The 15,919-nt window shown below is 69.3% G+C and carries 17 protein-coding genes; 6 read left to right on the forward strand and 11 right to left on the reverse strand.

Annotation, left to right across the window (positions count from 1 at the left end; translation table 11 throughout):
• Positions 1-9: 9 nt before the first annotated feature.
• From ACH4YL_RS24255 to ACH4YL_RS24305, 11 genes are all read right to left on the reverse strand, one after another.
• The gene (locus ACH4YL_RS24255) at positions 10-534 is read right to left on the reverse strand and encodes a hypothetical protein (RefSeq protein WP_398509507.1); all 525 of its coding nucleotides are present in this window, start codon (positions 532-534) and stop codon (positions 10-12) included.
• The gene (locus tag ACH4YL_RS24260; protein WP_398509508.1) at positions 531-1,811 is read right to left on the reverse strand and encodes an MCE family protein; all 1,281 of its coding nucleotides are present in this window, start codon (positions 1,809-1,811) and stop codon (positions 531-533) included. Before ACH4YL_RS24260 ends, ACH4YL_RS24255 begins: the two co-directional genes overlap by 4 nt.
• Positions 1,808-3,094 (reverse strand): MCE family protein, encoded by a 1,287-nt coding sequence (locus ACH4YL_RS24265; RefSeq protein WP_398509509.1) that lies wholly within the window; start codon positions 3,092-3,094, stop codon positions 1,808-1,810. The genes ACH4YL_RS24260 and ACH4YL_RS24265 overlap by 4 nt, the downstream gene beginning before the upstream one ends.
• Positions 3,091-4,236 carry an MCE family protein gene (locus ACH4YL_RS24270; RefSeq protein ID WP_398509626.1) on the reverse strand — a complete coding sequence of 382 codons (1,146 nt, stop codon included), beginning with the start codon at positions 4,234-4,236 and terminating at the stop codon, positions 3,091-3,093. Before ACH4YL_RS24270 ends, ACH4YL_RS24265 begins: the two co-directional genes overlap by 4 nt.
• Before the next feature lie 56 nt (positions 4,237-4,292).
• Positions 4,293-5,273, reverse strand: coding sequence for an MCE family protein (locus tag ACH4YL_RS24275; protein WP_398509510.1), 981 nt, complete (start codon positions 5,271-5,273; stop codon positions 4,293-4,295).
• On the reverse strand, positions 5,270-6,304 hold the full coding sequence (locus ACH4YL_RS24280; RefSeq protein ID WP_398509511.1) for an MCE family protein: 1,035 nt from the start codon (positions 6,302-6,304) through the stop codon (positions 5,270-5,272). The genes ACH4YL_RS24275 and ACH4YL_RS24280 overlap by 4 nt, the downstream gene beginning before the upstream one ends.
• The gene (locus tag ACH4YL_RS24285; protein ID WP_398509512.1) at positions 6,301-7,512 is read right to left on the reverse strand and encodes an MCE family protein; all 1,212 of its coding nucleotides are present in this window, start codon (positions 7,510-7,512) and stop codon (positions 6,301-6,303) included. The genes ACH4YL_RS24280 and ACH4YL_RS24285 overlap by 4 nt, the downstream gene beginning before the upstream one ends.
• A 5-nt stretch (positions 7,513-7,517) precedes the next feature.
• Complete coding sequence (locus ACH4YL_RS24290) at positions 7,518-8,333, reverse strand: MlaE family ABC transporter permease (protein WP_398509513.1); 816 nt, start codon at positions 8,331-8,333, stop codon at positions 7,518-7,520.
• A gap of 2 nt (positions 8,334-8,335) precedes the next feature.
• A complete protein-coding gene (locus ACH4YL_RS24295) occupies positions 8,336-9,106 on the reverse strand; it encodes an MlaE family ABC transporter permease (protein WP_398509514.1) in 771 nt (256 codons plus the stop codon).
• Entirely contained in the window at positions 9,103-10,062 is a 960-nt protein-coding gene (locus ACH4YL_RS24300; protein WP_398509515.1) for an ABC transporter ATP-binding protein, read from the reverse strand. The genes ACH4YL_RS24295 and ACH4YL_RS24300 overlap by 4 nt, the downstream gene beginning before the upstream one ends.
• Positions 10,063-10,162: 100 nt before the next feature.
• Positions 10,163-11,179, reverse strand: a complete 1,017-nt coding sequence (locus ACH4YL_RS24305) for a sigma-70 family RNA polymerase sigma factor (RefSeq protein ID WP_398509516.1) — start codon at positions 11,177-11,179, stop codon at positions 10,163-10,165.
• 130 nt (positions 11,180-11,309) lie between these two features.
• On the opposite strand from ACH4YL_RS24305, the gene ACH4YL_RS24310 reads away from it, so the two are divergent.
• The 6 genes from ACH4YL_RS24310 to ACH4YL_RS24335 all read left to right on the forward strand — a co-directional run bounded on the left by ACH4YL_RS24310 (position 11,310) and on the right by ACH4YL_RS24335 (position 15,633).
• Positions 11,310-11,561: a thiamine-binding protein gene (locus ACH4YL_RS24310; RefSeq protein ID WP_398509627.1), complete on the forward strand. Its 252-nt coding sequence runs from the start codon at positions 11,310-11,312 to the stop codon at positions 11,559-11,561.
• On the forward strand, positions 11,558-11,926 hold the full coding sequence (locus ACH4YL_RS24315) for a helix-turn-helix domain-containing protein (protein WP_398509517.1): 369 nt from the start codon (positions 11,558-11,560) through the stop codon (positions 11,924-11,926). Before ACH4YL_RS24310 ends, ACH4YL_RS24315 begins: the two co-directional genes overlap by 4 nt.
• A gap of 179 nt (positions 11,927-12,105) precedes the next feature.
• Positions 12,106-12,618: a 2-oxo-4-hydroxy-4-carboxy-5-ureidoimidazoline decarboxylase gene (gene uraD / locus ACH4YL_RS24320; RefSeq protein ID WP_398509518.1), complete on the forward strand. Its 513-nt coding sequence runs from the start codon at positions 12,106-12,108 to the stop codon at positions 12,616-12,618.
• Positions 12,615-13,016, forward strand: a complete 402-nt coding sequence (gene uraH, locus ACH4YL_RS24325) for a hydroxyisourate hydrolase (protein ID WP_398509519.1) — start codon at positions 12,615-12,617, stop codon at positions 13,014-13,016. Before uraD ends, uraH begins: the two co-directional genes overlap by 4 nt.
• Before the next feature lie 5 nt (positions 13,017-13,021).
• Complete coding sequence (pucL, locus tag ACH4YL_RS24330) at positions 13,022-13,945, forward strand: factor-independent urate hydroxylase (protein WP_398509520.1); 924 nt, start codon at positions 13,022-13,024, stop codon at positions 13,943-13,945.
• Positions 13,946-14,256: 311 nt separating this feature from the next.
• Positions 14,257-15,633, forward strand: coding sequence for an 8-oxoguanine deaminase (locus ACH4YL_RS24335; protein WP_398509521.1), 1,377 nt, complete (start codon positions 14,257-14,259; stop codon positions 15,631-15,633).
• The last annotated feature ends 286 nt before the right edge of the window (positions 15,634-15,919 follow it).

Below are 15,919 nucleotides of genomic sequence, written 5' to 3' on the forward strand. Positions count from 1 at the left end.
GGGGCGTGGTCAGCCGACGAACTCGACGTCGGACGTCAGCCAGCGGCCGCCTTCGAGTACCAGGTCGAGCTGGAGCCGGTAGGTGCGGGCCTGCCCGGCGGGGGCGGCGGTATTGGTCACCTTGCTGTCGGCGACCACCAGGACGCGGGCGGTGCGCTCGTCGGCCCGGGTGATACCGGCTTCGAGCACCTGCCCCTCGGAGACCGACTTGTTAGCGGCGACCAGCTTCGTCAGTTCGGCGGTCTGCGCCGCGAACTGTTCCTTGAAGTCGCCCGCGGCGCCCTTCAGCACGTTCTCGCTGTCCCGCGCGTAGTGCCGGTAGTCGAGCGAGGTGAAGTTCAGCGCCGACTGGCGGGCCGCGGCCAGGATGTCCTGGTGCCGCCGGTTCTCCGCCTGCTGTTCGTACAGCCGCACGCCCAGCCAGCCGGTCAGCGCCATCGTCAGCGCGGTCGCCGCGGCGACCGCGGGCAGCGCCCAGCGGTGCCGGGCGGTCTCCCTCAGCCGGCCGCCGATGCGGCGCCCGTATGCCCTCATGCCATCGGTCCGACGAGCAGCCATTGCCACGAGTCCTTTCCGAACACGCTCTGTTCGCCGCCCGTCGAGCCGATCTCGACGGGCGTTCCGTCCGGTCCGGCGGCAGTGCCGGTCTCCGGGTCGTACGGAGTGATGTACGCGGCCGGGTCCGCGCCGCTGGAACCGGAGCGCCCCGATGCGCCGGGGGCGTTCTGGGCGCCGCGGACCGATGTCTTGCCGCCGCGCGGGGCCGTGCAGCGGGCTTCGGTGTTCGCCGCCCGACCGGAGGTGTCCGCGGGGTCGCGGCGCTGCGTCCCGTAGCCCTGTCGGCACGGCGGCGGATCATCGGCGCCCGCGACCATGCCGAAGTGGGTGGTGCCGTCGCCCGGGATCACGGTGAAGCTGCCGGCGACCACCACCGGGAAGGTGACCAGGGCCTGTTCCACACCGGGCAGCCGTGCCACCGTGATCTGGCCGCCGCTGATCAGATTGCCGAGCAGGACCGGTAGATGGGGCCGGGTCGCCGTCAGTAGCGAGTTGACCTCATGGGCGGCGGGCGCACCGGCGCCGATCAGCCGGCGGATGTCACCGTCGCCGGCCTTCAACTCGGCGGTGAGGGCCGCCAGGTCGCGGGAGAAGGAGGTGATGGCGGAGCCCTTGTCGGTCTGCGTCTTGAGGACCTTCCGCGAGTCCTCGATCAGCGAGATCGTCTGCGGAAGCGAGTCGGACGCCGACTCGACGAGGCTGTTGCCCGAGTCCACCAGCCGGCTCAGCTGCGGTCCGGTTCCGGCGAACGCCTTGCCCAGCTCGTCGACCGTGATCCGCAGATCCTCCTTGCCGACGGAGTTGACCAGCCGGTCCAGGCTGAGGACGAGATCCGTGGTGGGCAGCGGCACCCGGGTGTCACGACGGGCGATCGTGCTGCCGTCCCGGAGATAGGGGCCGGTCGACACGCGCGGCTGCAGATCGACGTACTGCTCGCCGACCGCCGAGCGGTGCGCCACCACGGCCAGGGTGTCGGAAGGGATCCGCTGCTCGTCCTCGATATCCAGCGTCACCGACACCCCGCCTGAGCCGGTCAGCCGCAGCTCGCCGACGCGGCCCACCGGCGCTCCCCGATAGGTGACCTCGGCGCCCGGGAAGATGCCTCCGGACGCGGCGAAGTCGGCCCGGACGGTGAAGCCGCGGTCGAGGAAGCTGTCGGCAAGACCCGTGTACTGGGCTCCGACGTAGGACACACCGACGGCGGTGACGGTGGCGAAGGCCAGCAACTGGGCCTTGACCGTACGTGTGATCACGGCTGCATCCCCTTCAACAGGAGCTCTGCCAGGGCGAGATCGATCCCGGGCCCGAAGCGGTCCCCGTCCTCGTTGGCGGTGTAACTGCTGGTGCACACCGGCGGGCACAGCGGACCGCCCTCCGAAGGGGCCGAAGGGTCGCCGGGGTTGTCCGGCAGCTCCGGTGCGTCCGGCAGCCCGGTCGGCCGGGGGAGACCGGGGACCGAGGGCAGCCCGGGGAGCTCCGGTACCTCGGGCAGCTCCGGAAGCCCGGGCTTGCCCGGGGTGCCCGGCTTGGCGGGTTCGTCGGTGAGATTGCCGTAGATGCTCGCCAGATCGAGATCGGCGGTCACCTTGAGGTTGACGTAGTCGCCCTTGATCGCGCCGACGACATTGCGCGGGAACGGATAGGTCGTCAGCAGTTCCAGGGCGTTCGGCAGATCGTCGCCCGCTTTGTTCAGCTGCTCCAGGACCGGCCGCAGACTGCGCAGGTTGGCGACCAGGTCGGCGCGTGAGGTGTTGATCACCTTGGTGCCGGTCCGGCCCAGCTTCGACAGGGAGGTGAGCATCGCCGTCAGCTTGCGCCGCTGGTCCGCCAGCACCTTGAGGGCGGGCGGCACGGTGTCGAGAGCCTGGGCGATCGTCTTCTTCTCCTGGCCGAGCCGCTTGGCCAGCCGGTCGATGCCGTTGAGCGCGCGGACGATCTCCTTGCGCTGCGCGTCGAGCCCGCCGATGAACGTGTTCAGCTCCGTCAGCAGGGACTTGACCCGGTTCTCCCGGCCTTCCAGGGCCTTGTTGAGTTCGGTGGTGATCGTTTTGAGCTGGGCCACCCCGCCGCCGTTGAGCAGCGCCGACAGCGCGGACAGCACCTCCTCGATCTCCGGGTTGCGGCCGCTGCGGGACAGCGGGATCCGTGCGCCGTCGGTGAGTTGGCCGGTGGGGGCCGCGTCCACGGGGGCCGACAGCGCCACGTACTTCTCGCCGAGCATGCTGGTCTGCCGCAGCTCGGCGATCGCGTTGCCCGGCAGCTTCACCGAGTCCGCGACCCGCAGCCGCACCCGGGCGTGCCAGCCGTTCAGCTCCACCTTCTCGACCGCGCCCACCGTGACGTTGTTGACCTTCACCGCGGACTGCGGCACCAGGTCGAGTACGTCCCGGAACTCGACGGTGATCCGGTAGGCGTTGCCGTCGGCGGCCGCGCCCCCGGGCAGCGGGACGTCGTACCAGCCGTTGAACTCGCAGCCCGACAGCAGCAGCGAACCGGCGGCCGCCCATACCAGCGTGCGACGACGCGACCCCCTCATGCGCCCGCCTCCAGGATTCCGCCCAGCGTCCGGTCGACCGATCCGGTCCCGGACACCGGCCGACTGGCCGGCCCCAGCTCCGGCAGGGAGTCGAACAGCTTGTCCAGCTCCTTGCAGTCGGCGGCTTTTGCCTCACCGGCCGTGCTCAGCAGCGAGCACAGCAGCGCGGCCGGATCCTGCGCTTGCTCGGCGTTGTTGCGGGTGTCGAGTGTCCCGGACCCCGGGTTGTAGGCGTTCTGCAGATTCGACAGACCGGCCGGGAAGACCTCCAGCAGCTCCGCCAGCGCGGCCCGCTGGGTGACCAGCACCTTGGTGACCTTGCTCAGGCCCTTCACATCGGCCGTCAGCGCCTTCTTGTTGTTCTTCACGAAGTCCGACACATCGGCGAGCGCAACGCCCAGATGCTTCAGCGCCGCCGAGAGGTCCTTGCGCTCCCCGGCCAGCTGGTCGGCCACCTTGGCGAGACTGTCGTTGAACGACCGCACACTCCTGTCGTCGGCGGCCAGCACGGCCGTGAACACCTGCAGATTGCGGACCGTGCCGAACAGGTCCTGCCGGCCGTCGGACAGCGTGGTGAGGGCCAGCGAGAGATCCTTCACGGTCTGGTTCAACTGCCGCCCCTGGCCTTCGAGGTTGTCCGCGCTCACACCCAGCAGCCGGGAGAGCGAACCGTCCTTGTTCGCGCCGCGCGGGCCAAGGCCCTCCGCCGTCGTGTGGAGACTGTCGAAGATCCGGTCCAGCTCGACCGGTACGGCCGTGCGGCGCTCCGGGATCACATCGCCGCTGCGCATGGCCGGTCCGCTCCGGTAGACCGGCAGCAGCTGGACGTAACGGTCGCTGACCACCGAGGAGTTGATGATCGCGGCCTTGGCGTCCGCCGGAACCTTGCGCCCGGCCTCGTACTCCAGCGTCACCCGGACCCGCTCGCCCTCCGGAGTGATCTTCTTGACCTCCCCGATCCGGACGCCCAGCACGCGCACGTCGGACCCGGGATAGATGCCGACCGTGCGCGGGAAGTACGCCGTGACCCGGACGGGGTCGGGCCCCGGCCACACCACCATGACGAGAGCGGCGACGACCACCAGCGCGGTGAGCAGCGAGACCCGGCGCAGCAGGGGCGTACCCAACGGGCCTTTACGCATCAGGCCTGTACGCAACAGTCCGGTACGCAGCAGACGCGCGCCCAACTCACGCGTGCTCATGACGAATCTCCCGTCCGCGGGACCACCGGAGTGGCGACCAGATTCTGGATGTAGCTGTCGAACCACCGGCCGTTGCCGAGGGTGTTGGTGAAGACCCGCGCATACGGGGCGAGCAGCTTGACGCTGCGGTCGAGGCTCGCCTGATTGCGTTCGAGCATCGTGACCACCGAGTTCAGGCCCTTGAGCGCCGGGCCGATCTCCTTCTGGTTGTCCTTGACCAGGCCGGAGAGCTGGATGCCGAGCGCGGCCGAGCTCTTGAGCAGCGCGTGGATCGCCGCCCGCCGCCGGGAGATCTCCTTGAACAGCTGGTCGCCGTCCTTGACCATGGCGGAGAAATCGCCGGACCGCTCGGCGAGCACCCCGGTGACCCCGTTTGCCTGGTCGAGGAGTTCACGCAGCGCCTCGTCGCGGGACGCGACCGTACGGGAGATCTTCGACAGGCCCTTGATGGACGCCCGCACCTCCGCGGGCGAGTCCTTGAACGTGGTGGAGACGGTGTCCAGGGCCCTCGCCAGCCGGTCCGTGTCGATCTTCTCGGTGGTGGTGGTCAGATCGCTGAAGGCGGCCACGACGTCGTAGGCGGGGGTCGTCCGGTTCAGCGGGATCTCGCTGTCCGGCTTCAGCTGCCCCGGCCCCTTCGGCTCCAGCGCGAGGTATTTCGCGCCCAGGATCGTCTTGACGCGGATGGACGCGCCGGTCCTGGTGCCGAAGGCCGGATCGCCCTTGACCCGGAAGACCACCTTGACGTGGTCGCCGTCCAGATCGACCTCGTCGACCTTGCCGACCTTCACTCCCGCGATGCGGACCTCGTCACCGGGCTTGAGACCGCCCGCCTCGGAAAAGGCGGCGCTGTACGTCTCTCCGTCCCCGATCAGCGGCAGGCTGTCGGCGTTGAACGCGGCAACGGTCAGCAGCGCCAGCGTGGTGAGGCCGACTGCCCCGATCAGCACGGGGTTGCGTTCCCGGAAGGGGATCATGCGCACCTCGCCCGGGCGACATGGAGCTCGGGGGTGAGCACCTCTCGGGTCTTCGGCAGCACGATCCGGCCGTCGAAGTCACAGAGATAGAAGTTGAACCAGGAGCCGTACGAGGCGGTCCCCGTCAGTTTGTTGAGCTTGTTCGGCAGCCGCTTCAGCACGCCCTCCACGGTCTTCTCGTTCCTGTTCAGCGTTCCGGTGAGATCCGCCAACCCGGCGATGTCGTCGCGCAGCGCCGGGCGGGCGTCCTTGAGCAGTCCCGAGGTGGCCTCTGTCAGGGCGCCGATGTTCACCAGCGACTCGCCGATGGGCTTGCGGTCGGCGGACAGACCGGAGATCACCCGCTGCAACTGCTTGAGCAGTCCGGAGAAGCGCGCACTGCGTTTGTCCAGGGTCGACAGCACCGTGTTGAGGTTGTCGATCACCGAGCCGATGAGCTTGTCGCGGTCGGCGAGCGTGGTGGTCAGCGAAGCCGTGTGGGCGAGCAGGCTGTTGACCGTTCCGCCCTCGCCTTGCAGCGTCTTGATGATCTCGGTGGCGAGCTGGTTCATGTCCTCGGGGCTGAGCGCGGCGAACAGCGGCTTGAACCCGTTCAGCAGCGCGTTGAGATCGAGCGCCGGTTGGGTCCTGGCGAGCGGAATCCGGCCGCCGGGCCGCAGCCGCGTACTGTCGCCCGCGCCCTCCGTCAGGGCGATGTACCGCTGCCCGACGAGGTTCCGGTAGCGGATGACGGCTCCGGTGCTGGTGAGCAGCGGCCGGTCGCGGGTGACGGAGAAGGTGACCTCTGCCAGCGTCCGGTCCTTGATCGCGACGTCTTTGACCTCACCGACGCGCACCCCGGCCACCCTGATGTCGTCGCCCTCCTCCAGGCTGGTGACATCGCTGAACACCGCCTTGTACGTGTGCTCAGGGGTGAAGGAGACATTGACGATCGTGGCGGCGAGCAGTGCGGTCGCCAGTACGGTCACCACGGCGAAGAGGCTGAACTTGATCAGCGGCGACGCGGTCTGCGTTGCCCGTGCCACCCTCATGCGACGCTCACCGCCGTTCCGCGTGCCATCGGACCGAACAGCAGCGTCGCGACCGCCGGGACCTCGTCGGCCGGCACGCCCATGACGGGCGCCACGAGTGAGCTCACGGCGCGCTGTTCGGCGTCTGTCGCGGACACCTTCGACGTACCGTCGTCGAGCTTGACGTCCGGCGCCGGGGCATGGGGACGCGGCAGCCCTCGGCAGTCGGGTCCTGAACGCTCCGCGTAACGCGGTTCCTCACCGGGGCGGTACGCGGGTCGCGGGCGGACGAATTCGAGGGTGATGTGCATCTCTCCGCCTCTGAAGGTCTGTTCGGAGGCCGCCTCCTGCTTCACCAGACCGTCGAGGAGACAGGGGTACTCCGGCGCATAGCGGGCGAACAGCGCCAGCGTGGGCCGGGAGACACGGCCGAGGGTGATGAGCCGTTCCCCGTTCTCGTCGAGAAACCCGTCGGCGGTGCCCGCGACGGTGGCCGTGGAGGTGAAGAGGGCGGCGAGCTGGTCCTGCTTCTCGACGAGGGTCCGGCTCGTGGTGACGGTGTTCCGCAGGATCCTCAGCAGATCGGGTGCCGCGTCGCCGTAGATCTCGGCCACGTCGGCGAGCCGGGAGATGTCCTCCTTGAGAGCCGGCATGTGGGGGTTGAGCTTGGCCAGATAGCCCTCGACGCGGGTGAGGTTGGCGCCGATCCGGTCGCCTCGACCTTCGAGCGCGGTGGCGAACGCGGAGAGCGTGGCGTTGAGTTCGGCGGGCCGTACGGTACGCAGCAGCGGCAGCAGGTCGTTCATCAGCTGCTGGAGCTCGATGCCCGCCTTGGTGCGGTCCTGGGTGATGACGTCCCCGGCGCGGATGTGCCGGCCGGAGGAGCCGCGCGGCACCACGAGATCGACGTACTTCTCGCCGAACAGCGTCTTGGGCAGCAGCCAGGCGTGCACATCGGCCGGGATGCGGGAGACGTGCTCCGGCTTGAGCGCGATGTCGAGGGTCGCCTTCTCGCCGTCGGCCCGCACCTCGCGCACCTCGCCGACCAGCAGCCCGCGCAATTTGACGTCGGCCCGCGGATCCAGCTGGTTGCCGAGCGTGTCGGCCTCCAGCGTGACGCGTACGACGGAGGTGAACACCTGCTGATAGACGGCCACGGACAGCGCCAGCAGCAGCGCGATGACCGCGATGAAGACGATGCCGTACAGCCTGAGTCGGACGATCCGCACCGGCCCTACCCCGCAATCCGTACGGTCGTGTTGGCGCCCCAGATCGCCAGGCTGAGGAAGAAGTCTAGGACGTTGATGGCGACGATGGAGGTGCGCACCGCACGGCCGACCGCGACGCCCACACCGGCCGGGCCGCCGCTCGCGTAGTAGCCGTAGTAGCAGTGCACCAGGATGATCACGACGGCGAAGACGATCACCTTGCCGAAGGACCACAGGACGTCGACCGGCGGCAGATACTGCTGGAAGTAGTGGTCGTAGGTGCCCGCGGACTGGCCGTAGTAGCCGGTGGTGATGGTCCGGGCGGCGAAGTACGAGGACAGCAGCCCGACCACATACAGCGGGATCACCGCGACGAAGCCGGCGATCATGCGGGTGGTCACCAGGAACGGCAGCGAGGGAACGCCCATCACCTCCAGCGCGTCCGTCTCCTCGCTGATCCGCATCGCCCCGAGCTGCGCGGTGAATCCGGCTCCGACGGTCGCGGACAGCGCGAGTCCGGCCACCAGCGGCGCGATCTCCCGGGTGTTGAAGTACGCCGACAGGAACGCCACGAAGTTGGACGTGCCGAGCTGGTTGAGGGCCGCGTAGCCCTGCAGTCCGACCTCGGTGCCGGTGAAGAAGGAGAGGAACGCGATGACGCCGACGGTGCCGCCGACGACCGCAAGGGCGCCGCGGCCGAAGCTGACCTCGGCCAGCAGCCGGAGGATCTCCTTCTTGTAGCGGCGCACGGTGCGGCCGGTCCAGGCCAGCGAGCGGCCGTAGAAGACCAGTTGGGTGCCCAGCTCCTCCAAGGAGCGGAGCGGGCGGTCGACAAGTCGCACAACTACCCTCTCTGCGGGACGAGTTGGAAGTACACGGCGGTCATCACGAAGTTCGTCACGAAGAGCAACATGAAGGTGATCACCACGGACTGGTTCACCGCGTCGCCCACGCCCTTCGGCCCGCCCTTGGCGGTCAGTCCCTTGTACGAGGCGACGACGGCCGCGATGGCGCCGAACACCAGCGCCTTCAGCTCGGCGGCCCAGAGATCGGACAGCTGGGCGAGAGTGGTGAAGGAGGCGAGATACGCGCCCGGCGTGCCGTTCTGGAGGATGACGTTGAAGAAGTAGCCGCCGGCCACTCCGACCACCGACACCAGGCCGTTGAGCAGCACCGCCACCACCATCGAGGCCAGCACCCGCGGCACGACCAGCCGGTGGATCGGGTCGATGCCCAGCACCTGCATCGCGTCGATCTCCTCGCGGATCTTGCGCGCCCCCAGGTCCGCGCAGATCGCGGTGCCGCCCGCGCCCGCGATCAGCAGCGCGGTGACGATCGGCGATGCCTCCCGCAGCACCGCGAGCACCGAGGCCGCGCCCGAGAAGGACTGCGCGCCCAACTGCCGCGTCAGGCTGCCGATCTGGAGGGCGATGACCGCGCCGAAGGGGATGGAGACAAGCGCTGTGGGCAGGATGGTGACGCTCGCGATGAACCACGCCTGCTGGATGAACTCCCGTAGCTGGAACGGGCGTTTGGGTATGGTCCGCAGCACATCCAGCGCCATCGCGAACAAGCTGCCCGTGTGCCTCAGCGCACCGGTGGGCGACAGGCTCACAGGTCCGCCCCCTTCCCCCGCACCGCGGCACGCAGCTGCCGCAGCTCTTCTCGCTGGGCGACCGCCTCCCAGCGCGGTGGGCGGGTGATCCCCGCGGTGGGCAGCAGGCGCGGCGTCAGCTCGGGTATGCCTTGCGGCGCGGGATCCGCGGCCTCGCCGAGCTGCGCGAGCTCACGCTCGACCAGTGCCGCGTCCTTCTCCTCCGCCATCCCGATCGGCCCCTGCATCCGGCCGTTCAGAAACTGTCGTACGACCGGCTCGTCGCTGGTCAGGAGCTGTTCGCGGGGGCCGAACAGCACCAGCTCGCGGCGGAACAGCAGCCCGATGTTGTCCGGGACCTGCCGGGCCGATGCGATGTCGTGCGTGACGATCAGAAAGGTCGCGTCGATCTGCGCGTTGAGATCGACGATCAGCTGATTGAGATACGCCACCCGCACCGGGTCGAGACCCGAGTCGGGCTCGTCGAACAGAATGATCTCCGGGTCGAGCACCAGGGCCCGCGCCAGCCCGGCCCGTTTGCGCATCCCGCCGGATATCTCGCCGGGCAGCTTCTCCTCGGCGCCGATCAGGCCGACCATGTCCATCTTCTCGAGGACGATCCGTCTGATCTCGCTCTCCGGCTTGCGGGTGTGCTCGCGCAGCGGGAAGGCGATGTTGTCGTACAGCGTCATCGACCCGAACAGCGCGCCGTCCTGGAACAGCACGCCGAACAGCTTCCGTACCTCGTACAGGTCGTGCTCACGGAGCTTGGTGATGTCGCTGCCCGCGATCCGGATCGAACCGCGGTCCGGCTTGAGCAGCCCGACGAGCGTCTTGAGGAACACCGACTTGCCCGTGCCCGAGGGGCCGAGCATGACCGAGACCTCGCCGGCGGGCAGCGTCAGCGAGACGTCCTGCCAGATGACCTGGTGGCCGAAGGACTTGGTCAGCCCTTCCACACAGATCTCGACACCCATCCGGTTCACCCTTCAGCCGTGGAGCAGCTCCTACATCTGCTCTACGGGGAAGGGCGGCCCGTCCGTCGCGGCAATCGCGAGATTTTTTACGGGCCCGAAATCAGGGCTGAACGCGGGTGTGCGCGGCGTCGCCCGGCAGCTCGACGGCGGTGTCCCGCGGGTCCGGCACGTCCAGGGGGACCGGGGGAGTCGTCTGCACCGGCGCCGACGGCACGGACAGCTCCGGTACGGACGTTACGGCGGGCACCTCGGGCACGTCTGGGACGTCTGGGGCGTCGGGAGCGGACAGTGGGACCTCTGGCACCGACGGCAGGGACGGCAGAGACGGCACGGACAGAGGCACCAGCGTCGTCCGGTCGCCGGGTGATTGGGTCGCGCTCTCGCCGGGAGGCGCAGCCGGAGGCGGCACCCGGCCCTTGTCGTCCGCTCCCCGCACTTCCGCGGCCTCGGAAACGGCCGGCGCCGCGGGCTCCGGCGACGAACCGGGCCGGGCCCAGTCCTGCGCGTACGGCACGACGAACCCCGCGATGGCCAGCGTCGCCGCCGTCCCGGCCACGGCCACCGCGTGAGCGTTCCCGCCCGTCCGCGGCCGTCCGCGGCTGCACAGCCACAGGGCCAGACCCAGCGTGCCGGCCAGCGAGTTCCGCAGCGTCCGGCGGGCCCTGGCGAGCAGCGACTCGACCGTCCGGTAGCTCAGCCCCATCCGCACGGCGACCTGGTCCACGTCCAGGTCCTGGGACTTCAGCCAGAGAGCCTGCGCCTGCCGCGCGGGCAGTTCCCCGCTCCGTACGGCCAGCCACTTCGCCTCGGCCCGGTCGCACACCGCTTCCTCGACGGGCACCGGGCCCGGCGGTACGAGCGTGGGGCTGCTGCGCACCACCTCGGCCTCGCGGTTGACCTGGCGATACCGGTCGACGCACAGCCGCATCGTCACCGTCGTCAGCCAGGCGCCCAGCCGCTCGTCGTCGAGGTGCGGATTCTCCGCGGCGCGCAGCATCGCCTCGTGCACGGCGTCCTCGGCATCCTCCGCGCTCATGGATCTGCGGCGGGCCACCTTGAGCAGCTGCTCGCGGTGGCTCCACGCCCGCTGCCACCGATCGTGAGACGTCTCCGCCATGTTGTGGGCCCCTTTGCGCTCACCCGCCGGTCACGTGCGCCCGGCGGGACGCGACATTACCGTCCGGTATCCAGGGTTGTGGAGAGGGTGGCGCTCATCGAATCCATACCGTCGCTAACGTGGGGGCATGGTGCGACTGAGAGTGGAGTTCACGACCGAACCGTTCGACCTGGATGAGGCGCCTGCCCATGCCGTGGTCGCCCGTGAGGTCATCAATGCGGCCGAACTGGACGCCGTGGACGTCGGGCCGTTCGGCAACACGGCGGAGGGCGACGCGGGTGAGGTGCTCACCGCCGTCGACGCGCTGCTGCGCAGGACCCTCGAAGCCGGCGCCACTCGGGTCTCGCTTCAGGTCAATGTGATCGGGGAGGGCGAGAAGTGACCGAGCCTGCCGACCACCCCCTTGTCAGCGCCGTGAAGCCGCTGGTCGACGCCATGGGCGCGGAGATACTGAGCCCCGAGCAGGCGCAGCCCGACGATGTGGTGCTGGCCTGGGAGGGCGAGGACGTGATCGCCGTACGGCTGCCGCAGCTCTCCGACTCGCTCGACCACATCCTGGCCGCGATGGAGCGCCGGCACGGCATGCCGCTGTCGGAGCTGGACCGCAAGACCAAGCAGGGCGTCGTACGGACCCTGGAGGCGCGTGGCGCGTTCTCCGTACGGCACGGTGTGGAGACGGTGGCGGGCGCCCTGGGGGTCAGCCGCTTCACCGTCTACAACTACCTGAACCGCGAGAAGATGCCCTGAACAGGGAAAACGCCGCCAAGGGCGACTGAGGCAAGCAGGCTGGAGGCCGTCGTCCGGATGCCCGGGCGGCGGCTTTTGTGTTGCCGAGTTTTCAACAAAGTGTTGACGTGATGTTGCCGAGGGCGTTAGCTATCCGCAGCCCGTCCGATGCACGACGCACAATAGCCACGGAGGCTCCCGTGACTTCGAGTCCGACACCGGGCCTCGCCCGGTTCAACACCTCACAGGACAGTGCGGCCCTCGCCGCACTGCATGAGGTGTGCGCCAGTTCGGCGTGGGGGAGCAAGCTGCTCGCCCAGCGTCCGTACGCCACCGTGGAGGCCCTCTTCGACGCCAGTGACGCCGCCATGGCCGAGCTGACCGCCGAGGATCTGGCCGAGGCGATGGCGGGGCACCCGCCGATCGGCCGGCCGAAGCCCGGGGACCCGACCTCCGCCCGCGAACAGCGGGGGATGGCCGGAGCCTCCGAGGAGCTCAAGGTCGAGCTGCTCGAACTGAACCTGGCCTACCAGGAGAAGTTCGGCCATGTCTTCCTGATCTGCGCCACCGGTGCGACCGGTGAGCAGATGCGGGACGCGGTCAAGGTCCGGATCGGGAACACCCACGAGCAGGAGCGGGAAACAGCCCGCGGCGAGCTCGTGAAGATCAACCGGATCCGGCTGGCCCGCCTCGCAGAAGGAGAGAGCTCATGAGCACCGAGACCACGGCTTCTGTGTCCACGCACATCCTGGACACCAGCGTCGGCCGCCCCGCCGAGGGCGTCGCCATCTCGCTCGCGGCCCGCAGCGGCTTTGACGCGCAGTGGGTGGCGCTCGGCGGCTCCGCGACCGACGCGGACGGGCGTTGCAAGGACCTGCCGGCGCTGCCGGAGGGCACCACCCACGTACGTCTCGACTTCGAGACCGAGGCGTACTTCGCCAAGAACAACGCCAACAAGCAAGCCGAGGCGCAGCAGGACGCCCCCCGCGTAAGGGACAGCGGTGCGTTCTTCCCGGAGGTGGCGATCACGTTCGCCGTCACGCCGGGCGAGCACTATCACGTACCGCTGCTGCTCAACCCGTTCGGCTACTCCGTTTACCGAGGGAGCTAGCAGACATGCCCACGATTCTCGGCCAGAACCAGTACGGCAAAGCAGAGAACCGCGTCGTCAAGATCACGCGGGACGGCGACACCCACCACATCAAGGACCTGAACGTCTCGGTCGCGCTCTCCGGCGACATGGACGACGTCCACTACTCCGGCTCGAACGCCAACGTCCTGCCGACCGACACCACCAAGAACACGGTGTACGCGTTCGCCAAGGAGTACGGCATCGAGTCCGCCGAGCAGTTCGGCATCCATCTCGCCCGGCACTTCGTGACCACGCAGGAGCCGATCCACCAGGCGCGGATCCGCATCGAGGAGTACGCCTGGGAGCGCATCGAGACCTCGGACGGCAACTCCAAGTTCATCGGCGCCGACGAGGTCAAGCACTCCTTCGTCCGCAAGGGCCAGGAGACGCGGGTCAGCCAGATCACCTTCGACGGTGAGAAGTGGCAGGTCATCTCCGGTCTCAAGGACCTGACGGTGATGAACTCGACCAACTCCGAGTTCTGGGGCTACGTCAAGGACAAGTACACGACGCTCCAGGAGGCGTACGACCGCATCCTCGCGACCCAGGTGTCCGCCAAGTGGCGCTACAGCTGGTCGTCCGACGCGGAGCGGATGCCGAACTGGGAGAAGTCCTACGAGCAGGCCAGGAAGCATCTGCTCCAGGCCTTCGCCGAGACCTACTCCCTCTCGCTCCAGCAGACCCTGTACCAAATGGGTTCGCGCATCATCAACAGCCGCAGCGAGATCGACGAGATCCGCTTCTCGCTGCCGAACAAGCACCACTTCCTGGTGGACCTCGAGCCCTTCGGGCTGAAGAACGACAACGAGGTCTACTTCGCGGCCGACCGGCCGTACGGCCTCATCGAGGCCACCGTTCTGAGGGACGGCGTCGAGCCGCAGATCCCGGTCGACATGACCAACCTGTAGAAGTTCTCTGCACCCCCGACGTGTGCGCCGGCGTCTGGGGGGTGTCTTTCGGATCAGGCCGGATCAGTGAGCGGGGTCTGGTGCGGTACATCGCAAGGCGGAGGATGGAGCCCACGCGGAGCGTAGGCGACTGACGACAACGCAGCGAGGTGCCGTGCCAGGGCACGCGAGCCCGGCAAGATCCGAAAGACACCCCCCGAGGTCCCAGGGGGAGAGCGGGGGCATCTGCGCAACAACAGCACCGCGGATCCGGTCGTCACCCCGCTCGACCCCCGGGTCCGTTCCACCAATGGGAAGAACGAGGACCCGCCATGGCGGCTTCGCGCATCGTCATCGAGAACTGTGCCATCGCGACCGTGGACGCGAGCGACACCGAATATGCCTCCGGGCACATCGTCGTCGCGGACAACCGGATCGAATCCGTGGGAGCCGGCAAGGCACCCGCCGGCCTGGAGAACGTGGTCCGCCGTATCGACGGCACCGGCCATCTCGCCACCCCCGGCCTGGTCAACACGCATCACCACTTCTACCAGTGGATCACCCGGGGTCTCGCCACCGACCACAACCTGTTCAACTGGCTGGTGGCGCTGTATCCGACGTGGGCGCGCATCGACGAGCCGATGGCCCGCGCGGCCGCACAGGGTTCGCTGGCCATGATGGCCCGCGGCGGTGTCACCACCGCCATGGACCACCACTACGTCTACCCGCAGGGCGCCGGCGACCTGTCCGGCGCGATCATCGGCGTGGCGAGCGAGATGGGCGTCCGCTTCACGCTCGCCCGCGGCTCCATGGACCGCGGCAAGTCGGACGGCGGTCTGCCGCCGGACTTCGCTGTCGAGTCGCTGGAAGGCGCGCTGGCCGCCACCGAGGAGACCATCGACAAGCACCACGACGCCTCCTTCGACGCGATGACCCAGATCGCCGTCGCGCCCTGCTCGCCGTTCTCCGTCACCACCGAACTGCTCCAGCAGGGCGCCGAGTTGGCGCGCCGCAAGGGCGTGCGGCTGCACACCCACGGCTCGGAGACGGTCGAGGAGGAGGAGTTCTGCAAGGAGCTCTTCGGGCTGGGCCCGACCGACTACTTCGAGTCGACCGGCTGGCTCGGCTCCGACGTGTGGATGGCCCACTGCGTCCACATGAACGACTCGGACATCGCCGCCTTCGGCCGTACGGGCACGGGCGTGGCGCACTGCCCGTCCTCCAACGCCCGCCTCGCGGCAGGCATCGCCCGCGTGCCCGACATGCTCGCCGCAGGCGTCCCGGTCGGCCTCGGCGTCGACGGCACCGCATCCAACGAGTCCGGCGAACTGCACACCGAACTGCGCAACGCGCTGCTCATCAACCGGCTCGGCGCACACCGCGAGGCCGCCCTGAACGCCCGCCAGGCGCTGCGCCTCGGCACCTACGGCGGCGCTCAGGTCCTCGGCCGCACCGAGCAGATCGGCTCGCTGGAAGCCGGCAAGCTCGCCGACCTGGTGCTCTGGAAGCTCGACACGCTCGCGCACTCCTCCATCGCCGACCCGGTGACCGCCCTGGTCTTCGGCGCGGCAGCGCCCGTCACCCTCTCCCTCGTCAACGGCAAGACCGTCGTCGAGGACAACCACCTCACCACGGTGGACGAGGACGCCATCGCCCGCTCGACGCGGGACGAGGCCCGGCGCCTCGCGCGGATCGCCGCGCAGGACTAGGGCCTCGGCCCTCAGGAGTCCGGTCGAGGGGGACGGCCCTCGACCGGAGGCCGTGGACCCGAGCGGGGTCCATGGCAGCCGTGACCGGGGAGTGGGGGGCCCCCCCCCCGGGGGGGCCCCCCCCCCCCGGGGGGGGGGGGGTTAAAACCCCCCCAACACCGATGTCACCCCCGGACCCCGACGCCCCCCAACCCCGCAACCCCCCCCCCCCCCCCCGCCAACCCCCCCGCCCCCCCCCCCCCCCCCCCCCGCCCGCGCGGCCCACCCCCCCCCCCCCCCCCCCCCC

It is taken from the genome of Streptomyces sp. NPDC020681, from assembly GCF_044334895.1.
GTDB lineage: Bacteria > Actinomycetota > Actinomycetes > Streptomycetales > Streptomycetaceae > Streptomyces.